Consider the following 21,964-nt stretch of genomic DNA (forward strand, 5'->3'; position numbering starts at 1 on the left):
TCCTCTCGCCGATATAGGCGCCGGTCTGGATTTCGACGAGTTCGAGCGGAATTTGCCCCTCATTGGCAAGCCGGTGCGGCCGGCCGATCGGAATATAGACCGACTCGTTTTCCGTCAGCAGCCGGGTCTCGTCCCCCATCGTCACGGTTGCAGTTCCCTTGACGACGATCCAGTGTTCCGAGCGGTGATAATGTTTCTGGAACGAGATGCGGTGGCCGGGATCAACCGTGATGTGGCCGACCCGGTAACGCTCGTCCACATACATGTGCTCGATGAAACCCCAGGGTTGATATACCCGCTTGTGGGTCTGCGTATGCGGCGCATGTTCGCCGCTCTTCAGCGTCTCCACCAGACCCTTCACATCCTGCACCCGGTTTTTCGGCACCACCAGAACCGCATCCTTGGTGGTCACCACCACGAGATCCTTCGCGCCCACCACCGTCGTCAGCAATTGCGTGGAATGGATCAGACAGCCTTCGGAATCGATGAAGACGCCGTTGCCTTCCAGCGCATTGTCATTGCCGCGCTTGTCGGCAATCTCCCAGATAGCATCCCAGCTGCCGATATCCGACCAGCGGAAATGGCCGTGCACCACCGCCATGCGCTTCGTCTTTTCGATCACCGCATAGTCGATGGAGTTCTTGGGGGAAGCCTCGAAGCTTGCCTGATGCAGGCGCACGAAACCGAGGTCGCTCTCATATTGCTCGACCGCCTGCGTCACCGCYGCAAGGATTTCCGGGGCAAAGGCCTTCAATTCGGCGATCATCACGTCGGAGCGGAACAGGAAATTGCCGGARTTCCAGAGATAACCCTTTTCGAGATAGGAAATCGCCGTCTTCACATCCGGCTTTTCCACAAAGGCCTCGACGGTGCTCAAATCCTGCTCGYCATCGATCGCCTCKCCYGGCTTGATATAACCATAGGAGGTGCGCGGCTCGGTYGGYACCAGGCCGAAGACGACGATATTGCCCTGAYCGGCAGCTTTGGCGCCAAGCCTGACGGCGTCGGAGAATTTGTCAGCATCGAGCACCACATGGTCGGCGGCAAGCGCCAGAACCAGACAYCCCGGCTCGCGGCGCTCAGCCAGYACGGCGGCGGCGGCCATGGCGGCGGCGCTGTCGCGGCGGGCGGGTTCCAGCACCACCGTCGCCGGCAGATCGATCTCTTCCGCCTGGCGGCGGGCAAAGAAACGGAAATCCTCGTTGGTGATCACCAGCGGTTCGGAATAAAGCCCCTTGTCGCCCACCCGCTTCAACGTCTGCTGATAGGTCGAAAGATTGCCGACCAGCGGCTGGAACTGCTTTGGCAGTTGATCACGCGATACCGGCCAGAGCCGCGAGCCGGCGCCGCCAGCAAGAAGAACCGGCGTGATCTTTCGAGAGTGTTCCTTCACAACAAAACCTTTCCAACTCTAAAAAATTTCCCGGCGCGCCGGACAATATACATATTTCCAAATACCGCCATCATCGGTTCACGGGCGGACAAGCGCAAGCTCATAAATTCGCCTTGTGAAAGCTTGGTGAACGGCAGGGCGGTTGCCGGCGGACCCTTTTGCTAACGCAAGGCGGAGAGCGAGGTTCCCTGCGGAAGGATCCATCTTGTTTTTGGGCGGCAAAGAAAAACCCCGGGGCAACGCCCCGGGGTTTCGTTTTTTCAACGTGACTGGCCGCCAAGATCAATCCGGCAGCGCATAGGCGATCACATAGTCGCCACGGTCGGGAGACTGGCGTGCGCCGCCGGCCGAAATGACGACATATTGCTTGCCGGTCTTCGGAGACTTGTAGCTCATCGGGCCGCCCTGGCTGCCGACCGGAAGACGCGCCTTCCAGACTTCCCTGCCCGTCGCCGTGTCGAAGGCGCGCAGATAATAGTCCTGCGTGCCGGCGATGAAGACGAGACCGCCCTGGGTGGTGAGCGTGCCGCCAAGCGTCGGCATGCCGATCGGGATCGGCAGGCCCATCTTGATGCCGAGCGGACCCGTATCCTCGACAGTACCGACCGGCACCTGCCACTTGATCTTCTGGGTCTTCATGTCGATCGCGGTCATCGTGCCATAGGGCGGAGCCTGGCAGGGAATGCCGAGAGCCGACAGGAAGCGGTTCTTGTCGACGGCATAGGGCGTGCCCTTCATCGGCACGAGGCCCATGCCGGTATTGACGCTTTCGCCACCGCTTGCCGTTGCCTTGGTAGGTGCGGCTTCCTTCATCTGGATCCAGAGGCCGAGACGCATGTCATTGACGAAGATGGTGTTCGTCGTCGGGTCTGTCGAAAGGCCACCCCAGTTCATGCCGCCGAGCGAGCCGGGGAAGCTGAGCGAAACATCCGTGCCGGGTGCGGTATAGAGCCCTTCATAGCGCATGCCCTTGAAGGCAATGCGGCAAAGAAGCTGATCGAACGGGGTGGCGCCCCACATATCCGCCTCGGTCAACGTCTGCGCGCCGATCTCCGGCATGCCGACAGAACGTGGCTGGGTCGGCGAATAGGGCTCGTTCGGAATATTGGCCGGCTTGACCGGAACCTCTTCCACCTTGGTCAGCGGCTGGCCCGTGGCGCGGTCGAGGACATAGATCTGAGCCGCCTTGGTACCGAAGACCAGCGCCGGAACGGTCGTTCCATCCGCCTTCGGGAAATCGATGAAGCTCGGCTGCATCGGCACGTCGAAGTCCCAGAGGTCATTATGAACCGTCTGGTAGACCCATTTTTCCCGGCCCGTCGTCGCGTCCAGCGCCAGCATCGAAGCGCCGTATTTATGGTCGAGCGGCGTGCGCGTCGCGCCATAGAGATCGACCGAGGGGCTGCCGACCGGCATGAAGACGGTGTTCAGCGCCGGATCGTAGGACATGGACGCCCACACATTCGGGGTGGAACGCGTGTATGTCTGCCCTTCGGGCGGCAGTCCGGTGATCTGCGGATTGCCGGGATCGAAGGCCCAGCGAAGCGCGCCCGTCACCACATCGAAACCGCGCATCACGCCGCCCGGCATATCCACCTGCACATTGTCGGCGATGCGGCCGCCGACCACAACGGTGGTGCCTGCGAGCGTGGGGGCCGAAGTCAGCACATATTGCGGGTCTGGTGCATTACCGAGGCCGATCTTCAGATCGACACGGCCATTGGTGCCGAAATCCGGGCAAAACGTGCCGGTGTCGGCATCGAGTGCGATCAGTTCGGCATTGATTGTATTCATCAGAATGCGGCGCTGGCAAAGCGCTCCGTCGGCCACCACCGCTGGTGTGACAGGCGTGGAGCCCGGCGCGGTCGGCTGCTTCAGCGGCGCCTTGGCATCAAAATAGGCAAGGCCGCGGCAACGCATCCAGACGGAGGATTTCGCGTTGATTTCCGTCTTCCATTTTTCAGCACCGGTATCGGCATCGAGAGCGATGACATTGTTGTGCGGCGTGCACAGGAACACGGTGTCGCCCACCTGCAGCGGCGTTTCCTGATCTTCCGCGCCGTTCGCGCCGGGGCTGATCGGGGTGTCGCCAGTTCGATAGGTCCATGCGACTTCAAGGTTCTTGACGTTATCGCGGGTGATTTCGTCCAGCGCGACAAAGCGGCTGCCGCCGGACGTATTGCCGTAATGTTCCCAGTTCTTCTGCTCGGTTTCCGGCTTCACCGGCGTCAGCGCCGCCGGTTCGCCACTAAAGGCGACGGTCGGATGCGGCACGAACATGCCGGCAAAACCGGCGCCGGAAGCGATGGCCAGAACGGCGGCAATGGCGAAGGACGTGCCGTAGGCAGGTGTTTTACCGGCTGCACGACGCAGCAGCGGATAAGACAGCGCCACGACCGTGGCGCCCACACCTATAGCAAGCAGGCGGGAAATCAGCGGCCAGAAGTGCAATCCGGCTTCCCAGACCGCCCAGACCCCGGAAAGGATGAAGATGAGACCAAAGAGAAGCGCGCCGGCCGGCTTGCGCAGCAGGATCAGCAGGCCGGAAACGATCAGCGCGATACCGGTCGTGACGAAATAGGGGCTGCCGCCCAGCGCAACGAGCTTCCCGCCGCCAATGGCGAAGAACAGGCCCGCAGCGATGATGACCGCGCCAAGCACCAGCAGCCATAGTCTGGCTGGAAGCGACAGTGAAGTTGCAGAGTGACTCATGGAATGAATATCCGGTTAGGAGGGCCGCCGCAAAGGCTGATGCCCGATGATCGTTCAGTGTCCGGCAAAGCCGGGACAGCCAGCCGCAGCAGCGGCCAGGCGCGAACGCGATGAGGGCGGCGCGGCTGAACGGGGAACAATAGTGGGGAAGACTTCCGTTGTGACTGTCATTTGACCCATTCACTGCAGATACCACCGGCCCGTTGGACGGCAGCCAAGATGCTTGAACAAATCCTCCCCGGCCCGGTCGCAACGCCCGTCTGTGGGCACGGAGCGTACCAAAACCCTGGCTGCGGTATAACGTCGCCTGCGACGAGATGACAATGCGCAAGACGGGCAATTTTGATAAGCTGAGCTTATACCACATCCGACCGACAACACAAAGACCAGTCCGCCGATGGATATTCGTCAACTTACAATCTTCGTGGAAGCCGCAAGGGCGAAAAACTTCCGTGCCGCCGCCCTTCAGCTCGGCATTGCCCAGCCCGCCGTTACCCAGCGCATCCGGCAACTGGAGGAAAATCTCGGCTTCAAGCTTTTTCAGCGCATCAATCGCGGTGTGGAACTTACCCAGGCGGGGCAATCCATGCTCATCGAGGCGGAGGAAATCCTCGCCCGCACCAAGGGCGCGCTGGAAAAGGCGCAGCAGATAAGGCGCGGCCAGCTCGGCACGCTGCGTATAGGATATGGCACCAGCGTGATGGCGGAACGCAAACTGCCAGCGCTGATCACCCGCTACAGCGATGAAAACCGGGATGTGACGCTGGAGCTTCTGCCCGGCATGACGATGGAACAGCTGATCGAGCAGGTGGCGACACGCAAGACCGATGTGGCCTTCATTCGCGCACCGCTGCCGCTGCTGCCACAGACCTTGAGGGCCATGCCCTTCGACCGCTCGAAATTATGCGTCGCCGTGCCCGAGCAGCATGCGCTTGCCGCCCGCTCCCGGGTCCCGGTCAGCGATATCGTGCGGGAAAAACTGCTGCTGCCGGTTGACGAGATCGGCCTCGGCCTCAGCAGCAATGCGCTTTCGCTGTTCGAGGATGCCGGCTGCGAGCCGCAGATTGGCATGCGCATTGCCAACGTCAATACGATCCTTGCGCTTGTGGAAGCGGGTGCCGGAATTTCCATCCTGCCAGAAAGCACGGTGCGCGCCACGCGGGGCATCACCGCCGTACCGCTGGAGAACGCGGACGCCTGGTCCGATTGCATGCTGGTCGTCCGGCGCGGCGCGCTCGCCCTCCATGTGGACGCCTTCGTGAATATGGCGCGGCAGGCCTATCGACCCCGCCTCTAACGTGAACCGAGAACTAATCGATTGAATCGGCCACTAATTTCATCACGGCTCATTTTGCTGCACTGAACAACATTCAAGGCTTGGCAGGCGCGCGAAAAATACAATAACAACGACGGATATTTTTACACGATTATCGACAGGAAAGCACACACAGCCCATGTCCGACACGACCAAGCCCGCCAGCACCAGAACATCGGTTACGGATCAGGAAGCCCTGGATTTCCACGCGGACGGCAGACCCGGCAAACTGGAAATAACCCCGACCAAGCCGATGGCGACGCAGCGGGATCTGTCGCTCGCCTATTCGCCGGGCGTGGCCGTGCCGGTGAAAGCCATCGCCGAAAATCCGGCAAGTGCTTACGATTATACGACGCGCGGCAACATGGTTGCGGTCATCTCCAACGGCACCGCGATTCTTGGCCTCGGCAATCTCGGCGCGCTCGCCTCCAAGCCCGTCATGGAAGGCAAGTCAGTCCTCTTCAAGCGCTTTGCCGATGTCGATTCCATCGATCTTGAGGTCGATACCGAAGACGCGGATGAGTTCATCAATTGCGTGCGCTATCTCGGCCCCTCCTTCGGCGGCATCAATCTGGAAGACATCAAGGCGCCGGAATGTTTCATCATCGAAAGCCGCCTGCGCGAGCTGATGGACATTCCCGTTTTCCATGACGATCAGCACGGCACCGCCATCATCGCCGCAGCCGGCCTCATCAACGCCATCGAACTGACCGGCCGCGACTTCAAGACCACGAAGCTCGTCTGCAACGGCGCGGGCGCTGCGGCCATCGCCTGCATGGACCTCATCAAGGCCATGGGTTTCAACCCGGACAACATTACACTCTGCGATACCAAGGGCGTGATCTATCAGGGCCGTACCGAAGGCATGAACCAGTGGAAATCCGCCCATGCGGTAAAAACCGACAACCGCACGCTGGCCGAAGCCATGAAGGGTGCGGACGTGGTGTTCGGCCTCTCCCAGAAGGGAGCCTTCACCGAAGAGATGATCCGCTCCATGGCAAAGAAGCCGATCATCTTCGCCATGGCCAATCCGGACCCGGAAATCACGCCGGAAGAAGTGTCGCGCGTCCGCGACGACGCCATCATGGCGACGGGCCGTTCGGACTATCCGAACCAGGTCAACAACGTCCTCGGCTTTCCCTATATCTTCCGCGGCGCGCTCGATGTCCGCGCCCGCCAGATCAACGACGCAATGAAGATCGCCGCCGCACAGGCGCTGGCCGATCTGGCTCGCGAGGATGTGCCTGACGATGTGGCTGCCGCCTATCAGGGCAACCGTCCGCGTTTCGGGCCGCAATATATCATTCCGGTTCCCTTCGATCCGCGCCTGATCTCGGCCATTCCGGTGGCAGTCGCCAAAGCCGCCATCGAAACCGGTGTCGCCCAGCGCGAATTGCCGGATCTCGACGCCTATGCCCGTGAACTTTCCGCCCGCCGCGATCCGATGGCTTCGACGACGCAGCGCCTTTACGAACGCGTGCGCCGCTCGCCGAAGCGCGTGGTCTTTGCCGAGGCGGAAGAGGAACAGGTCATGCGCGCGGCGATTTCGTTCACCGCGCAAGGCCTCGGCACCGCCATCCTGCTCGGCCGCGATGACATCATCAAGGCCAATGCGGAGCGCGCCGGCATCGATCTCGACCGCGCCAATATCGAGATCACCAATGCGCGCCTTTCCAGCCGCGTCGATGCCTATGTCGATTATCTTTATGCGCGCCTGCAGCGCGGCGGTTTCCTGCTGCGCGACGTGCAGCGCCTGGTCCACAACGACCGCAACCATTTCGCCGCCTGCATGGTCGCGATGGGCGATGCGGACGCCGTGGTCACGGGTGTGACCCGCAACTATTCGACCGCGCTGGAAGATATCCGCCGCTGCATCAACACCAAGCCCGGCCATCGCGTCATTGGCGTTTCGCTGGTCGTCTCGCGCAACCGCACCGTCTTTGTGGCCGATACCGCCGTGCATGACATGCCGAATGCGGAAGACCTTGCCGATATCGCCGAAGAAGCAGCCGGCCTCGCCCGTCGTTTCGGCTACGAGCCGCGTGTGGCCATGCTCGCCTATTCCACCTTCGGCCAGCCGGTCGGCGAACGCTCCGACAAGGTGCGCGAGGCGGTGAAAATCCTCGACAGGCGCAATGTCAATTTCGAGGTCGAAGGCGAAATGTCGGCTGATGTGGCGCTGAACCACCACCGCATGCAGAGCCAGTACCCCTTTGCCCGGCTTTCCGGCCCGGCCAATGTGCTGGTCATGCCCGCCATCCATTCCGCCTCGATCTCCACCAAGATGCTGCAGGAACTGGGTGGTGCCACCGTCATCGGCCCGCTCCTCGTCGGCCTGGACAAATCCGTGCAGATCACCTCGATGGGCGCGAAGGACAGCGATATCGTTAATATGGCGGCGATCGCGGCCTATAATGCCGGTCGCTGAGGCGGGCTGAACGTTACGGCGCTTTTCTTCTCCCCGCCGGGGGAGAAGAAACAAGCGGCATTCGATCGCTCCCCACTGACCATCTGGTGCTTCTGTGGCCAGGGGTAAACAGCGGCGACAAAGAACAGGATTCTACGATTTCCTATTATTAGGATATTTTTTCGCCTCTGAAGCTTTATTGGAACGCGATTTTATTCATATTATTTTTTGCGCAATGCCAATTCTCGCTCTTGGCGGGTGCCTCATGTAGTTTCCACCTACACTCAAAAGGAAATACCCATGGCCCTCTCTTTCTCCAGACTAGCCGCAAAACTCATCGCCGGAACCGTCGTCATCGCTTCGATGGCCACCGCCGCGCACGCGGATGCAACGCTCGACCGGATCAAGGGTCGCGGCAAGCTGACCGTCGGCGTCATCCTTTCCGGCGCGCCTTTCGGCTTCATCGATCCTAAGACGCAGGAGCAGAAGGGCCTCAACATCGACGTCGCCAAGGCGCTCGCCGCCGGCCTCGGTGTTGAACTCGTCACCGAGACGGTGACCCCGCCCAACCGCGTGCAGTTCCTGCAGCAGGGCAAGGTCGATATCCTCATCGCCAACATGCAATACACCGAAGAGCGCGCCAAAACGCTCGGCTACGTGCCGACCCCCTATGACCGCCAGGGTGGCGCTGCCATCGGCCGCAAGGATTCGGGCATCAAGGACTGGCCGGATCTGAAGGGCAAGATCGCCTGCGTTTCGCAAGGCTCAAACTACACCCAGCCGCTGATCGAGCAATATGGCGCCCAGGTGAAGGCCCTGCCGAGCCAGCCGGAATCGCTGCTGGCGCTGAAGGGCGGCAATTGTGACGTCTCCGTTCACGTCAACGGCACGTTGAGCCTGATGCTTCAGGACCGCGCCGACGAGTGGAAGGATTACGGCATCCTCATCCCCACCGACCTCATTCCGTCGGATTCCGTCATCTGGCTGCGCAAGGGCGAAAACGACACGCAGGCCGCCCTCGACAAGATCGTCAAGGAGCTGCACGCTTCCGGCAAGATGATCGAATTCGCCAAGGCCAACCGCCTGCCGAGCATCGGCTACATGGAAGAGCAGCAGAAGAAGCTTTCGGCCGCGCAATAAAAGGGACCGGGCAGTTCCGGTCACTCCGGGCTTGATCCGGGGTCCAGCGCGATCAAGCGCCTGATCGAAAAAGGTCGTTCACGGCGCGGAGGCGTCATGGCTGGATGCCGGGATCCAAGTCCGGCATGACGCAGGGACGTCTGCCATCGAGGTGTTTTACCCCAACCCCAGAGAACGGCTGGTTTCGCCCGCCGTTCTTTTCTGCTTTATAGCAAGACAGGCCATTTCTGGCGCCGTCCGCCGGGCGGCACCGCGACAACAGCATGGATTTCCAATGCAGGATGCATTTATAGCGCGCTTCATAGAACTGGCCGCGCATATCGGCCTCAACTATGACTTTCTGAACAGCGGCTACGAGGTTCAGATCTGGCTCGATGGCATGAAGATGACGCTCATTCTCGTTGCCGTCACCTTGCCGCTCAGCCTCGTCTTCGGCTTCATTTTCGCGGCCATGCTCACCTCCGGCAAGACCTGGCTCGCCGGCCCGGTGCGCGCCTATGTGGAACTGACGCGCAACACGCCGACGCTGGTGCAGCTGATGTGCGGTTTCCTCGTACTCAACATGCTGATTTCCAATGCGCTGGGCGGTGCGCAAAACAATCCGCTGGCCCCGTTCTTCTGGGTCGTCGCCATCACCGGCCTGCATGTTGCCGCCTTCCACGCGGAAGCGTTGCGCGGCGGCATCGAGGCGGTACCGGCCACCACCATCGAGGCGGCGCGCGCGATCGGTTTCAGTTCGTTCGAAATCCTGCGTTATGTGGAGTTTCCGCTGGCGATCCGCACGGCGCTGCCATCCATCATCAACAATCTCGTCAATCTGGTGAAGCTCACCACGGTCGGCTCGGCCATTGCGGTGGGTGAAATCACCTATGCCTCGATCCTGATCTGGACGCAGCGCGACAATGTGGTCGAGCTGATGATCGTCATCCTCATCTTCTTCAGCGTCATCAATTTCATCGTCGCAAGGGTCGGTCTCTGGCTTGAACGGCGTCTCGCAGTTCCGGGGTTCGGTCAATGAGCGCGGTGGTTTCTCCAACACAGGTGGCGAAGAAGCCGCCGTTCGGCACCATTCTGCTGCTCGGTGTGCTGATTGCCGTCGTCCTGTGGCTGATCCTCGATCCCTCGCTCGGGCAGGTGCTGCTGCAATGGCTGCCCTATCTCGGCAAGGGTTTTGCCATGAATGTGCTGATCAGCGTTCTGGCGATCGCCATCGGTACCTTCATCGGCGTCCTTCTCGGCATCATGGAGCTAGCGCCCTATCGCCTGGTGCGTGCGCCGGCGCTGACCTATGTGCAGGTTTTCCGCAATGCCCCGCATCTGGTGTTGATTTTTGCCGCGACCTACATCTTCCCCTTCGAGATCGTCGCCTTCGGCAATTACATTCCCTTCCCGGACTGGATCAAGGCCGTCGTCGGTCTCGCCATTCCGGCGAGCGCCCATATCGCCGAAATCACCCGTGGCGCCATCCAGTCCATTCCGACCGCGCAATGGGAAGCGGCGCAGGGCTTGGGCTTTTCGCGCAACCAGACACTGCGCTGGATCATCCTGCCGCAATGCGTGAAACGCTCGCTGCCGCCATGGATGAACCTCTATGCGTCGATCACCATGGGCACGGCGCTTGCCTCGCTGGTCGGCGTGCATGAGCTTCTGCATGCCGCCACGGACGCCAGCACCGCCGTGCAGCGCAACGATTTCACCGTCGTGGTCTATCTCACCGTGCTGATGGCGTTCTTCCTGTTCTGCTATCCCGTCTCCCGTTTCACGCAGCGCCTCGAGCGGCGCTTCGCCTCCCGCTGATTGGAACAAGCCATGTCCGCATCCGCACCACAAACCGCCGCCAACGCCCCTGCCACCGCAGCATTGGTCGAACTGGAGGGCATACACCTGTCCTTCGGCGACAATCAGGTTCTCAAGGGCATCGATCTGACCGTCACCAAGGGTGACGCCGTTTCCATCATCGGCCCTTCCGGCTCGGGCAAGTCCACGATCCTGCGCTGCATCAACGGCCTGCTCATTCCGCAATCGGGCAAGATCACCGTCGGCGGTACCCGGGTCGACCAATTGAAGACCGAGGCTGAGCGCATCGCGCTGCGCAAACGCATCGGCATCGTCTTCCAGCAGTTCAACCTCTTCCCGCATCTGACGGTGATGGAAAACATCACCATTGCGCCGATCAAGATTCTCGGCACGCCCAAGGCGGAAGCGGAACGCCATGCCCGCGAATTGCTGGAAAAAGTGCGTCTTTCCCAGAAGGTGGATGCCTATCCCGGCCAGCTTTCCGGCGGTCAACAGCAGCGTGTCGCCATTGCCCGCGCACTCGCCATGCGGCCGGAGCTGGTGCTGTTCGATGAAGTGACCTCGGCGCTCGACCCGGAAACGGTCGGCGAAGTGCTCGCCGTCATCCGCGATCTCGTCAATGACGGCATGACCAGCATTCTCGTCACCCACGAAATGCGCTTCGCCGAGGAAATCAGCGACAAGATCGTCTTTACCGAAAACGGCCTGATCGTCGATCAGGGCACGCCCGACCACATCTTCTACAAATCGACCAATCCGCGCATCAATGCCTTCGTCAAGGGTCTCGGCGGACAGGTGGCGCGGGTGACCGACGGCGAAGGGATTTGATGCCATGACCGCCGATGAGAAACTCACCCTGCATCTGGCCGAAGCCATCGCCGCCTCCGATCCGCTGCGTGACGAAGAGGCGGTCACAATCGCCCGCACGGCGCTGATCGATTTTTTTGCCTGTGTATTGGGCGGCGCTGCCGACAGAAGCACGAAAATCCTGATCGACAGCTTTACTCCCGGCACATCCGGCACGGCGGGCATCATCGGCCACGATCTGCACACCGATGCCTTTACCGCCGCCCTCATCAACGGCCATGCCGGCCATGTGCTGGATTATGATGATGTCCATGGCAGCGTGCGTGGCCACCCCACCGTCGCCATCATTCCCGCGCTGCTGACTGTTGCGGTCGAGGCAGGTTCGACGGCGGATGCCTTCATTGCCGCCTACATCGTCGGGCTGGAGACCATGGCGCGTCTCGGCCTGTCGCTCGGCACCAAGCACTACGAAAACGGCTTCCACGCCACCGCCACGCTCGGCCCGATCGGCGCTGCGGCGGCCATCGCCCATCTTCTGAAGTTCGATCCGCAGACCACGGCCGTGGCGCTTGGCCTTGCCGCCACACAATCGGCCGGACTTCGCCTGCAATTCGGCTACGATGCCAAGCCGCTGCATGCCGGGCTCGCCACACGCGCCGGCCTCACCGCCGCGCGGCTGGCGCGCGCCGGTTTTCAGGGTGCCCCGGATTTTCTGGAGAACCCCATCGGCTTTTATTCCGCCTTCGCCTTCGGCGCCGAGCAGCCGAAACGGGTTCTCTCCGGCTGGGGCGCACCCTGGCAGATCGTTTCGCCCGGTCTCACCCTTAAGGCTTTTCCCTGCTGCACCGCCGCCCATCCCGTCGCCGTCGGCGCGCTGGCGCTGCGCAGCGGACATGAGCTGACGCCCGACGAAATCGAAACGGTCGTCATCACCTTCCCACCGGGCGGCGATGCCGCCCTTGTCGGGCCAGCCACGCCCGCGACCGGCATCGATGCACGTTTCAGCCCTGAATATGTCTTTGCCGCCGCCTTGACGGACGGAGCGCTCGGTATCGGCCATTTCGACGAGCGCCCGACACGCGCCGACCTGCTTGCCCTTTCCGCAAAAGTCTCGCGTCGCCATGACGAGACGGCGCGCCGCCTCTCACCCGATCCGACCACCCGTTTCGTGGTCATCGATGTGACGAAGAAGGATGGCACGGTGCTCTCGCGCCGTATCGATGGCCTGCCGGGCATCGATGACCCGACGGAAAAATTCGCCGACGCCACCGGCAGCAATGAAAAATTCGCCGGAATTCCGGCACTGGTGCGGAGCATGAAGACCGCAGCCGACCTCAGGAAGCTCGAAACGCTTCTGGTATCGCAAATATAACTCGACCGACATGAAGGCATGACCCCATGACCACTACGACCCGCAAAAGACAGATGCATCTCGGCCTTTTCCTCCAAGGCGCCGGACACCACGTTTCCGGCTGGCGTCACCCCGATGCGGAAGCCGGCAGCGAGAATTTCGACCTCTTGACCCGTGTTACGAAAATGGCGGAAGCCGCGAAGTTCGACATGGTGTTTCTGGCCGACGGCCTGACCAGCGGCGTCGACGCCCATCCCTCAATGATCGCCCGCTTCGAACCGTTGACCCTGCTTGCCGCACTTGCCATGGTGACCGACAAGATCGGCCTGGCCGCCACCGCCTCCACCACCTATGGCGAGCCCTACCATACCGCCCGCGCCTTCGCGTCCATCGATCATCTGAGCCACGGCCGCGCCGCCTGGAACATCGTCACCACCTCCTATGCCCGCACGGCGGCCAATTTCTCCAAGGACCATCCCGAGCATGACGAGCGTTATGCCGTGGCGGAAGAATATGTGAATGTCGTTCGCGGCCTGTGGGACAGCTGGGATGACGACGCCTTCGTCAAGGACAAGCAGGCGGGCCGTTACGTCGATCCGGAAAAGGTCCATATTCTCAACCACGAGGGCAAATATTTCACGGTCAAGGGACCGCTCAACATTCCGCGTTCGCCGCAGGGCCACCCGGTTCTCATTCAGGCCGGTTCCTCCGGGCCGGGACAGGACCTTGCCGCCCGCACCGCCGATATCGTCTTCACCGCCCAGCAGGCGATTTCCGAAGCGCAGGCCTTCTATACCAGCCTCAAGGCGCGGGTGGCGAAATTCGGCCGCGATCCGGCCAGCGTTGCCGTCATGCCCGGCTTCATGCCGATCATCGGCCGTAGCTTCGAGGAGGCCGGTGAAAAGCTGAAGGAACTGAACCGCTGGACGGACATCAAGAGCGCCATGCCGCTGCTTGAAGAACGCATCGGCCACAGCCTGGCCGACTATGATCTCGACGGCCCGCTGCCCGACCTGCCGATCTCCGACCAGCTGCGCAGCCGCGCCGAACTCCTGACCGAACTCGCACGCCGCGAAAAACTGACGATCCGCGAACTGGCGCTGCGCGTTGCCGCGGGCCGCGGCCACCATATCGTCATGGGCACGGCCAAGGAGGTGGCGGACCGGATGCAGGATTGGTTCGAAAACGGCGCGGCCGACGGCTTCAACGTCATGCCGCCCTTCTTCCCCGGCGGGCTGGAGGAATTCAACCGCGAAGTCGTGCCGCTTCTGCAGGAGCGCGGCCTGTTCCGCAGGGAATACGAAGGGTCTACGCTGCGCGAGCATCTCGGTATCGCAAGACCGGCCCTGCGGGGATAGGCAAGAGCTTCCCCGGCCTGCGCGTTTACAGCCTATGGGTTGGGTCCATGCGCGCCGGCCGTGGAAAACCAGATGTCGGGGAATATAGCGACAGCCGTATCATCGGGCGCTTGATCCGCTGTCAGGCGAAGCGAGCGGATGGCTCGCGTTTCGGACATGCTGGGCGCTCTCGCGCAGAGGCGCGCATCCGATGCGCCGATACAGGGAATAAACCGCACCGGCATCAAAGGCCGCGCAATGAAAGCGGATTGCTCGCGCGTCACCAGCATAGCGACGCCGATGCCCTCGGCAGGCTGCCATGGAAAAATCATCCGGCCACCCGGTTTGAGCGCCTGTAGCCACGCCACGGGCGGCACAACGACGCCGGCATTGACGTAAATCAGATCGGATGCCGGAAGAGGCAGCAGGGTTGCATCACCCTGCGTCAGAAAAACACCTTCGAAAGGCTTGAGGTTTTCCTGTGCCCGTCTGGCAAGGCTTTCCTCAATCTCAAAAGCGTGAACGCTGCCGCCCGGCAATGCCAACAGCGACAGGATTGCCGTATAATAACCCGTCCCCGCACCGATATGGGATATGGTATCACCAGCTTTCGGGCAGGCGGCACCGATCCAGCTCGCATGCAGCAGGGGCTCCCCGTTGTTGATATCCTTACTGGCATCAAGGGCTACAAGCACGTTCTGATAGATATGGACAGGGTTGGCGCTCGGGGTTTCGATATAACGGCGGTTCACCCTGATCTTCCATGGTCCCGGTCCAAGAAATATCTCACGCGGGACCAGTTCGAAGATCCGTTCAAGCCTCTCATCCGTGGAGTTGCTGGCCGCCGCCATCATTCTGGCGTGAAAGGCACGAACATCATCCAGATTGGAACGAAACGGGGGAATCGCAATCTCCCTTCATCCTCAGTCGCGGCATTTTCGATTGAAACGATATTTTGCGCGGTGACTGTGGCAACGTTTTGAAGTGGGGGCGTCAACACCTTTAAGCCCCCCCACCGCCTATATAACCAGATTTCAAACCCTATCGACCATGGGATTGCAGGGCGCGCACGATCTCCGGCGCGCCCGCTTTCTCCTACGCCGCAGAGCGCTGGGGAATAGTATCTGCGCCGTTCCGCTCCGAAACCGTCCTTGCGGTGGATGATCCGTCTTCGCGCTGCACCGTGCGGCGGTTCAGCTTGAACAGGCTGACAAGCTGCGCCAATGCATCGGCGCCCTGCGCCAGCGTGGTGCTGATAACCGTGGTGCGGGCGCTCATTGCCGCGTTCTCCTGCGTCATCCGGTCCAGCCGGTTGACCGCCTTGTTGATCTCGCTGATGCCGACCGCCTGTTCATCCGCCGCCTTGGCGATCATGTCGACATTGCCGTCAATATGCCTGACCAGCGCATCGATCTGCTTCAACGCCTCGCCGGTCTCGCCCACCAGCCTGACGCCTTCCAGAACCTCGGTGCCGGAATTGTTGATCAGCGCCTTGATTTCCTTGGCGGCATTGGCGGAACGCTGTGCCAGCTCGCGCACTTCCTGCGCCACCACGGCAAAGCCCTTGCCGGCTTCGCCCGCACGAGCGGCTTCCACGCCGGCATTCAGCGCCAGCAGGTTGGTCTGGAAGGCGATTTCATCGATCACGCCAATGATCTGACTGATTTCCCGCGATGCCGTCTCGATACGCTGCATGGCATCGACCGTGCGCTCAACGACTTCGGTGGAAGCCACGGTGGACGTCCGCGCGCTCTGGACGAGTTTGCGCGTCTCTTTCATGTTTTCAGTCGACGAACGAACGGTCGAGGTGATTTCTTCAAGTGCTGCCGAGGTTTCCTCAAGCGCTACCGCCTGCTCGCGAGAACGTTCGGCGAGATTGACGGAAGCTTCGCTGACTTCTTGGCTGCTGCGGGTCAGATCACCGGTCTGGCCGAGAACATTCTCCAACGTCTTCTGGAATTCGGCGATGGACTTGTTGAAATCGCGCCGCAGCCTTTCGAACTCGCCGACGAACGGCTTGTCCAGCGTAACGCGGATATTGCATTGCGAAAGCCGCTCGAGCGCCGCACCAAGTTCCTCGACCGCATGCACCCGGTCCGTCACGTCGAAAGCGAATTTCACCACCTTGAAGACGCGGCCCCGGTCATCGATGATCGGATTGTAGGAGGCCTGAATGAAAACGCGGCGGCCTTCCTTGCCAAGCCGCATGAACTGTCCGGTGGAAAAGCGGCCCATGCGAAGCTCTTCCCAAAAATTCCGGTAATCCTGCGACTGGGTATAGGCAGGCTCGCAGAATATCGAATGATGTTTGCCGATGATTTCTTCCGCCGTGTAACCCAGCGTCGCGAGGAAATTTTCGTTGGCGCCGAGGATTTTTCCGTCTGGCGTAAATTCAATCATGGCCTGCGCCCGGGAAAGTGCGGCCAGCTTGCCATCATCCTCGGCACTCTTGCGCTTCATCGCGGTGATATCGGTGGCAATCTTGACCACCTTGTAGGGCTTGCCGAAACGGAACACCGGGTTGTAGGAGGCTTCGATCCAGATTTCATCTCCATTTTTGGCCAGGCGCCGGTACTGACCCTGATCATATTCGCCGCGCGACAGCTTCGCCCAGAAGGTCTTGTATTCAGGCGAGGAGGCATCTTCGGCAGACAGGAACATGCTGTGGGAGCGCCCAACGATTTCAGACTGCTGATAACCGACGGCCTTGCAGAAATTATCGTTCGCTTTCAAAATCTTGCCGGTCAGGTCGAACTCGATGATAGCCTGCGAACGGCTGAGCGCATCAAGCACCGAAGAAGCGTCCAGACCAAATTTGGAAAAGTGAGACATATGTTTGAACCCCCAGCGGTAACCAATATGCGGACCTTCTCCACCCCTTAAATATCAGGATGGAAACGGTCGGCCTGCCCGCCCGCGAAACTAGTGGCACACCGTTAAATTGCGATTAATGATGAGTCATAACTATTAACCTGGGCATGCCGTTCAGTCCGGCCGGAACCCGCTTATTTGCCACAGTGCTTATATTTCTGCGGCAGCGGCACGTTGCGGCCTTTCATCAGCACCGCATTCGTTGTTATGGCGGGGTTGAAAGATTTGTGTTGCAGGAGCGCCGATGACCAAAACCCTGAAATGCGATGTGCTGGTGATCGGCACCGGCATTATCGGTTCCATGGCGGCGCTTTATCTGCAGAATGCCGGACGCGAGGTGGTGCTTCTGGAACGTGGCGAGGTTGCCCGCGGCGCCAGCTCCGGCAATGCAGGCATATTGGCCTTTCCGGAAATCATTCCCATTCCATCGCCCGGCATCATGAAAAAAGCGCCGCGCTGGCTGTTCGATCCGCTCGGCCCGCTCAGCGTGCCGCCTGCCTATGCGGCGAAGATCGCGCCCTGGCTGTGGCGTTTCTGGCGCGCCAGCGCCGAACGCAGCTTTCGTCACGGGCTGAAATCCCTTACTGACATCAACCGGCTGGCGGCCGCGGAAATGGCCCATGTCGCCGCCATGCCGGAACTTTCATCCTTCGTTTTGAAAACCGGCACGCTCGATCTTTACGACAGCGAGGCAAGCCTCAATGCCGCCCGCAAGGATTGGGACGAAAAGGAAAGCGCCGGCTATTCCTTCGAACGCATCGGCCGCAACGAAATCGAGGAGCTGCAACCGGGTCTCGCGCCGCAGTTCCGCCACGCCGTGTTTTCGCCGAACGGCCTGCAGGTCTCCGATCCCTACGATTTCACCCGTGCCATCTTCGATCTGGTGCTCGCCCGTGGCGCCAGCCTGCGCAAGGGTGAGGCCGAACGCATCGACGCCGTCGGCGAAAGCACGATCGTGACGCTGGAAAACGGCGACAAGATCGACGCCGACAAAGTGGTGATCGCCGGCGGCGCGTGGTCGAAAAAGCTTGCCGCGACGCTTGGCAACATCGTGCCGCTGGAGACCGAACGCGGCTACAACACCACCCTGCCCGCCAACGCCTTCAACCTGACGCGCCAGCTTTATTTCAACGACCATGGCTTCGTCGTCACCCCGCTATCGACGGGCATTCGTGTTGGCGGCGCCGTCGAACTCGGCGGGCTCGAACTGAAACCGAATTTCCGCCGAGCAGAGGCCATGTTGAAGAAGGCGGGACGTTTCCTGCCCGGTATCAAGCTGGAAGGCGGACGGCAATGGATGGGCTTCCGTCCGTCCATGCCGGACTGTCTTCCCGTCATCGGCACGGCCCGCGCCACGCCCTCCGTCATCTATGCCTTCGGCCACGGCCATCTGGGGCTGACACAATCGGCAGCGACAGCCCGTCTCGTCACGCAGTTAGCCAGTGGCGAGGAGACGGCAATTTCGGTCGACCCCTTCCGTCCGGGGCGCTTTTCCTGAGTGAAGGCCGTTCGCCGGCAAGGCTGCACCTTTGAGAAGGCGGGCTATTTCACCGGCTGCATGGAACCGTCGGGAAACGTCACGTCGGCGAAGGACGGATAGACCTTGCGCAAGATGGCGACTTGCTGCTGGTCGCTGACCCGCAGCAGATACCACGCCGTGCCATCCATCAGCGCCAGCGTGTGTGATTTCGCCTCGATCGTCTGGCCGCCGGTTTCCATCACCGTCTTCGTCGGAACGAGCGCATAGGGCGTTCCATCCGGCGTTTGCACAAGGCTGATCGCCTCCGTATCCATGGTGAATTCGGTTATCTTGACCGCCGCGAGCGCCATCTGCATCTGCGTGGTCAGGGCGCTGCGCAGCTGCTCCACGGTAACGCCCGCATCGCTTGCGATGAATTCAAAGATTTTTGGCGGCACCGTCTTGCTGACGACCTCGAAATCCTGTGCGCTCAAAGCCGTCTGAAATCGCTCAATCTGTGTGCGAAGACTATCTTGCTCAGCAGACGAGAGATCGCGTGACAAAGCAGGATGCGCAATCGCCACCAGCAGAAACAGACAATATAGCAGACGCTTCATGGCTTGGCCTTTCCGGTTATCCGGCATCGCCCGGTCCCCGGAACGGGAACCGCTCATGAACGGGATTGTTCAGCGCAGCAGAAAGAAACCCGCTGCCGACAGTACGACGAAGACGACCAGACCACCAAGGAAGCCGGCGGAGGTGAAGAAACCCGCGACCATGGCCAGCATCAGCACGCACAACATCATTGTGCCGTACTTCGTCAAGGCCAGAAAACCGTTATAGGTCTTTTCGTGCTCGGCGTAGTTCATCTCGGCGCCGACTTCGACAGGACCCGTGTGGTGTTCGCTCATTCCGCTTCCCCTTTGCTCCATCCGTCATGCCCGTCGCGCGGGGACATTTTGCCCGCGGACGATCGTGGGGCAATGCCGGATTCTCCGTAGCCAGACCTAACATGAAGTCGCCGAAAAGCGCAATGCGTTCCGCGCGAAAGTGCGGCGATGGCATGCACCATGACCGCTGCTGCGGGCAAAACATGCCGTCCGGCAACATTCTTTCGTAAACGGTTGAAAATGGCGGTCGCTCGCGCTGTTTCATGGCGGTTTCGGTTGCTTTTCCGACCGCCTGACCATACACGGATTCTGTGGGGAGGAACTCCGGAACTTGTGGCAGCGGATGCGCGTGGAGGCGTGGCCGCCGCAAGGGCATGGGGCTTTGCTCTCCGCCATAAACCCGCAAAGGGCCCGAAAAGGGAAGAGGGGAAAGTCATGAAATCGCTTTTAAAACTAAGTGCGCTGATAGACCTTGCAAGTGAAGCTCTGGGCAAGGTCGCCGGCTATCTCGTGCTCATCTGCTGCCTCGTCAGCGCCGGCAATGCCATGGTCCGTTACACTTTCAACTACAGTTCAAACGGCTGGCTGGAAATCCAGTGGTACATGTTCGCCTTCATCGTGCTGATCGGTGCATCCTATACGCTGCGGATGAACGAACATGTGCGGGTGGACATCATCTATGGTGCTATTTCGCCGCGCAGCCGCATCTGGGTGGATATTATCGGCATCGTGCTCTTCCTGCTGCCGGGCTGCTTTTATCTTGCCTGGCTTTCCTGGCCCATGTTCACGCTGTCCTGGCATCAGAGCGAAATGTCCTCCAATGCCGGAGGCCTTATCCGCTGGCCGGTGAAATTCGTCATCTTCGCTGGCTTCGCCCTCCTGGTTCTTCAGGGATTTTCCGAACTCATCAAGCGCATAGGCGCCCTCAACGGGCTTTATGCGCTGGATACGAAGTACGAAAAGCCCCTGCAATGATCGCGCCGATCTGAACCTTCAGGATATTTCCCATGTTTGAATATGGCATTCTTCCACCACTGATGTTCCTCGGCATGATCATCTTCATGCTTTACGGATTTCCGGTTGCTTTCTCGCTTGCCACCGTCGGCCTCGTTTTCGGCGTCATCGGCATCTTTACCGAGCATTTTTCGCCGGCCTTTCTTCAGGCGCTGCCGCTGCGCATCTTCGGCATCGTCTCGAACGACCTGCTGCTGGCCATTCCCTTCTTCACCTTCATGGGAGCGATCCTTGAGCGATGTGGCCTCGCCGAGGATCTGCTTGAGGGAACCGGCAAGCTGTTCGGTGCCATTCCCGGCGGCCTCGCCTATGCCGTCATCATTGTCGGCGCGATCCTCGGTGCCATCACCGGCACGGTCGCCGCATCCGTCATCACCATGGGCGTCATCTCGCTGCCGATCATGCTGAAATACGGGTATAATCCGCGGCTTGCCACCGGTGTCATCGCGGCGTCGGGAACGATAACCCAGGTCATTCCGCCCTCGCTCGTGCTGATCGTCCTTGCCGACCAGCTCGGCAAATCCGTGGGCGACATGTATCTCGGCGCGATCGGTCCTTCGATCCTGCAGGTCGTGATCTTCATGCTGTTCATCCTCTTCATGTCGGTCGTGCGGCCCAAGGACTTGCCGGCCCTGCCGCCGGAAGCGCGTGGAGAACTCAACCGCGCGCTGGTATTTCGCGTGCTGGCTGGCATGATTCCGTCTATCGTGCTGATCTTCCTCGTGCTCGGCACCATCTTCCTTGGCCTTGCAACGCCGACCGAAGCGGGGGCGCTCGGTGTCGTGGGCGCGATGGCGCTTGCGGCAGCACACCGCCGCCTCACCTGGGACCTCATCAAGCAGGGCATGCATTCCACCATGCATATCACCTCGATGGTGGTGTTCATTCTGGTCGGCGCCACCTGCTTTTCGCTGGTCTTTCAGGGCATGGACGGCTCGTTGTGGATCGAACACATGTTGTCGGGCATTCCGGGCGGCCCCATCGGCTTCCTGATCTTCGTCAACATCTTCATCTTCTTCCTTGCCTTCTTCCTCGACTTCTTCGAGATCGCCTTCATCGTCATTCCGATGCTGGCGCCGATCGCCCAGTCGCTCGGCATCGATCTCATCTGGTTCGGCGTGCTGATCTGCATCAACATGCAGACGAGCTTCATGCATCCGCCCTTCGGATTTGCCCTGTTTTACCTGCGCTCCATCGCGCCGCGCACGGTCAAGACATCGGATATCTACATGGGCGCCATCCCATGGCTCGGCATGCAGCTCATCCTCGTCGCCATCGTGATCTTCTGGCCGGAATCCGTCACCTACTGGATCGACAAGGCGCCCGACGTGGATCTGAACTCCATCAAGATCGAGGTGCCCGCCTTCGGTAATCAGGGCGGCAACACCATGCCCAATTTCGGCCAGCCGGGCGGGTTGCCGGGCATGCCGAATCTCGGCGAGCCGCCGAAGATCGGGCCTTGACCGGCGTC

17 protein-coding genes are annotated in these 21,964 nt (G+C 60.7%); 11 read left to right on the forward strand and 6 right to left on the reverse strand.

Annotation, left to right across the window (positions count from 1 at the left end; translation table 11 throughout):
* Positions 1-1,393: mannose-1-phosphate guanylyltransferase/mannose-6-phosphate isomerase (locus QD336_RS11080; protein ID WP_499170671.1), on the reverse strand; the 1,393-nt coding region annotated here is incomplete at its 3' end.
* 282 nt (positions 1,394-1,675) lie between these two features.
* On the reverse strand, positions 1,676-4,105 hold the full coding sequence (locus tag QD336_RS11085) for a glucose/quinate/shikimate family membrane-bound PQQ-dependent dehydrogenase (RefSeq protein ID WP_499170672.1): 2,430 nt from the start codon (positions 4,103-4,105) through the stop codon (positions 1,676-1,678).
* 397 nt (positions 4,106-4,502) lie between these two features.
* On the opposite strand from QD336_RS11085, the gene QD336_RS11090 reads away from it, so the two are divergent.
* The 8 genes from QD336_RS11090 to QD336_RS11125 all read left to right on the forward strand — a co-directional run bounded on the left by QD336_RS11090 (position 4,503) and on the right by QD336_RS11125 (position 14,280).
* Positions 4,503-5,402, forward strand: coding sequence for a LysR family transcriptional regulator (locus tag QD336_RS11090; protein ID WP_499170673.1), 900 nt, complete (start codon positions 4,503-4,505; stop codon positions 5,400-5,402).
* A 157-nt stretch (positions 5,403-5,559) separates the two neighbouring features.
* Complete coding sequence (locus QD336_RS11095) at positions 5,560-7,848, forward strand: NADP-dependent malic enzyme (RefSeq protein WP_269342809.1); 2,289 nt, start codon at positions 5,560-5,562, stop codon at positions 7,846-7,848.
* A gap of 279 nt (positions 7,849-8,127) precedes the next feature.
* A complete protein-coding gene (locus tag QD336_RS11100) occupies positions 8,128-8,967 on the forward strand; it encodes a transporter substrate-binding domain-containing protein (protein WP_269342808.1) in 840 nt (279 codons plus the stop codon).
* Positions 8,968-9,241: 274 nt separating this feature from the next.
* The gene (locus QD336_RS11105) at positions 9,242-9,985 is read left to right on the forward strand and encodes an amino acid ABC transporter permease (RefSeq protein WP_499170674.1); all 744 of its coding nucleotides are present in this window, start codon (positions 9,242-9,244) and stop codon (positions 9,983-9,985) included.
* Complete coding sequence (locus tag QD336_RS11110; protein WP_499170675.1) at positions 9,982-10,764, forward strand: amino acid ABC transporter permease; 783 nt, start codon at positions 9,982-9,984, stop codon at positions 10,762-10,764. Before QD336_RS11105 ends, QD336_RS11110 begins: the two co-directional genes overlap by 4 nt.
* Before the next feature lie 12 nt (positions 10,765-10,776).
* Entirely contained in the window at positions 10,777-11,592 is an 816-nt protein-coding gene (locus QD336_RS11115; RefSeq protein WP_499170676.1) for an amino acid ABC transporter ATP-binding protein, read from the forward strand.
* A 4-nt stretch (positions 11,593-11,596) separates the two neighbouring features.
* On the forward strand, positions 11,597-12,943 hold the full coding sequence (locus QD336_RS11120) for an MmgE/PrpD family protein (protein WP_499170677.1): 1,347 nt from the start codon (positions 11,597-11,599) through the stop codon (positions 12,941-12,943).
* A 26-nt stretch (positions 12,944-12,969) separates the two neighbouring features.
* Positions 12,970-14,280, forward strand: coding sequence for an LLM class flavin-dependent oxidoreductase (locus tag QD336_RS11125; RefSeq protein ID WP_499170678.1), 1,311 nt, complete (start codon positions 12,970-12,972; stop codon positions 14,278-14,280).
* Positions 14,281-14,312: 32 nt separating this feature from the next.
* Here QD336_RS11125 and QD336_RS11130 read toward each other — a convergent pair whose 3' ends face one another.
* Together QD336_RS11130 and QD336_RS11135 are read right to left on the reverse strand one after the other, a co-directional pair.
* A complete protein-coding gene (locus tag QD336_RS11130; RefSeq protein ID WP_499170679.1) occupies positions 14,313-15,011 on the reverse strand; it encodes a protein-L-isoaspartate O-methyltransferase family protein in 699 nt (232 codons plus the stop codon).
* Positions 15,012-15,354: 343 nt separating this feature from the next.
* A complete protein-coding gene (locus QD336_RS11135; RefSeq protein ID WP_499170680.1) occupies positions 15,355-17,091 on the reverse strand; it encodes a methyl-accepting chemotaxis protein in 1,737 nt (578 codons plus the stop codon).
* Between the two features lie 283 nt (positions 17,092-17,374).
* Here QD336_RS11135 and QD336_RS11140 point away from each other — a divergent pair, with 283 nt between their 5' ends.
* Positions 17,375-18,628, forward strand: a complete 1,254-nt coding sequence (locus tag QD336_RS11140) for an NAD(P)/FAD-dependent oxidoreductase (protein WP_499170681.1) — start codon at positions 17,375-17,377, stop codon at positions 18,626-18,628.
* Positions 18,629-18,672: 44 nt separating this feature from the next.
* Here QD336_RS11140 and QD336_RS11145 read toward each other — a convergent pair whose 3' ends face one another.
* Both QD336_RS11145 and QD336_RS11150 read right to left on the reverse strand, forming a co-directional pair.
* Positions 18,673-19,206 (reverse strand): hypothetical protein, encoded by a 534-nt coding sequence (locus QD336_RS11145; RefSeq protein WP_499170682.1) that lies wholly within the window; start codon positions 19,204-19,206, stop codon positions 18,673-18,675.
* A 69-nt stretch (positions 19,207-19,275) separates the two neighbouring features.
* On the reverse strand, positions 19,276-19,500 hold the full coding sequence (locus QD336_RS11150) for an aa3-type cytochrome c oxidase subunit IV (RefSeq protein ID WP_269342798.1): 225 nt from the start codon (positions 19,498-19,500) through the stop codon (positions 19,276-19,278).
* Positions 19,501-19,914: 414 nt separating this feature from the next.
* On the opposite strand from QD336_RS11150, the gene QD336_RS11155 reads away from it, so the two are divergent.
* Together QD336_RS11155 and QD336_RS11160 are read left to right on the forward strand one after the other, a co-directional pair.
* Positions 19,915-20,454, forward strand: coding sequence for a TRAP transporter small permease subunit (locus QD336_RS11155; RefSeq protein ID WP_499170683.1), 540 nt, complete (start codon positions 19,915-19,917; stop codon positions 20,452-20,454).
* Between the two features lie 32 nt (positions 20,455-20,486).
* Positions 20,487-21,956, forward strand: coding sequence for a TRAP transporter large permease (locus QD336_RS11160; RefSeq protein ID WP_499170684.1), 1,470 nt, complete (start codon positions 20,487-20,489; stop codon positions 21,954-21,956).
* Positions 21,957-21,964: the final 8 nt, after the last annotated feature.

Source organism: Rhizobium sp. BR 250, assembly GCF_047445855.1.
Lineage (GTDB): Bacteria > Pseudomonadota > Alphaproteobacteria > Rhizobiales > Rhizobiaceae > Agrobacterium > Agrobacterium tumefaciens_I.

Coding starts and splice junctions, on each gene's coding strand:
- QD336_RS11085 (WP_499170672.1), bottom strand. CDS start 4,105: ATGAGTCACTCTGCAACTTCACTGTCGCTTCCAGCCAGACTATGGCTG.
- QD336_RS11090 (WP_499170673.1), top strand. CDS start 4,503: ATGGATATTCGTCAACTTACAATCTTCGTGGAAGCCGCAAGGGCGAAA.
- QD336_RS11095 (WP_269342809.1), top strand. CDS start 5,560: ATGTCCGACACGACCAAGCCCGCCAGCACCAGAACATCGGTTACGGAT.
- QD336_RS11100 (WP_269342808.1), top strand. CDS start 8,128: ATGGCCCTCTCTTTCTCCAGACTAGCCGCAAAACTCATCGCCGGAACC.
- QD336_RS11105 (WP_499170674.1), top strand. CDS start 9,242: ATGCAGGATGCATTTATAGCGCGCTTCATAGAACTGGCCGCGCATATC.
- QD336_RS11110 (WP_499170675.1), top strand. CDS start 9,982: ATGAGCGCGGTGGTTTCTCCAACACAGGTGGCGAAGAAGCCGCCGTTC.
- QD336_RS11115 (WP_499170676.1), top strand. CDS start 10,777: ATGTCCGCATCCGCACCACAAACCGCCGCCAACGCCCCTGCCACCGCA.
- QD336_RS11120 (WP_499170677.1), top strand. CDS start 11,597: ATGACCGCCGATGAGAAACTCACCCTGCATCTGGCCGAAGCCATCGCC.
- QD336_RS11125 (WP_499170678.1), top strand. CDS start 12,970: ATGACCACTACGACCCGCAAAAGACAGATGCATCTCGGCCTTTTCCTC.
- QD336_RS11135 (WP_499170680.1), bottom strand. CDS start 17,091: ATGTCTCACTTTTCCAAATTTGGTCTGGACGCTTCTTCGGTGCTTGAT.
- QD336_RS11140 (WP_499170681.1), top strand. CDS start 17,375: ATGACCAAAACCCTGAAATGCGATGTGCTGGTGATCGGCACCGGCATT.
- QD336_RS11145 (WP_499170682.1), bottom strand. CDS start 19,206: ATGAAGCGTCTGCTATATTGTCTGTTTCTGCTGGTGGCGATTGCGCAT.
- QD336_RS11150 (WP_269342798.1), bottom strand. CDS start 19,500: ATGAGCGAACACCACACGGGTCCTGTCGAAGTCGGCGCCGAGATGAAC.
- QD336_RS11155 (WP_499170683.1), top strand. CDS start 19,915: ATGAAATCGCTTTTAAAACTAAGTGCGCTGATAGACCTTGCAAGTGAA.
- QD336_RS11160 (WP_499170684.1), top strand. CDS start 20,487: ATGTTTGAATATGGCATTCTTCCACCACTGATGTTCCTCGGCATGATC.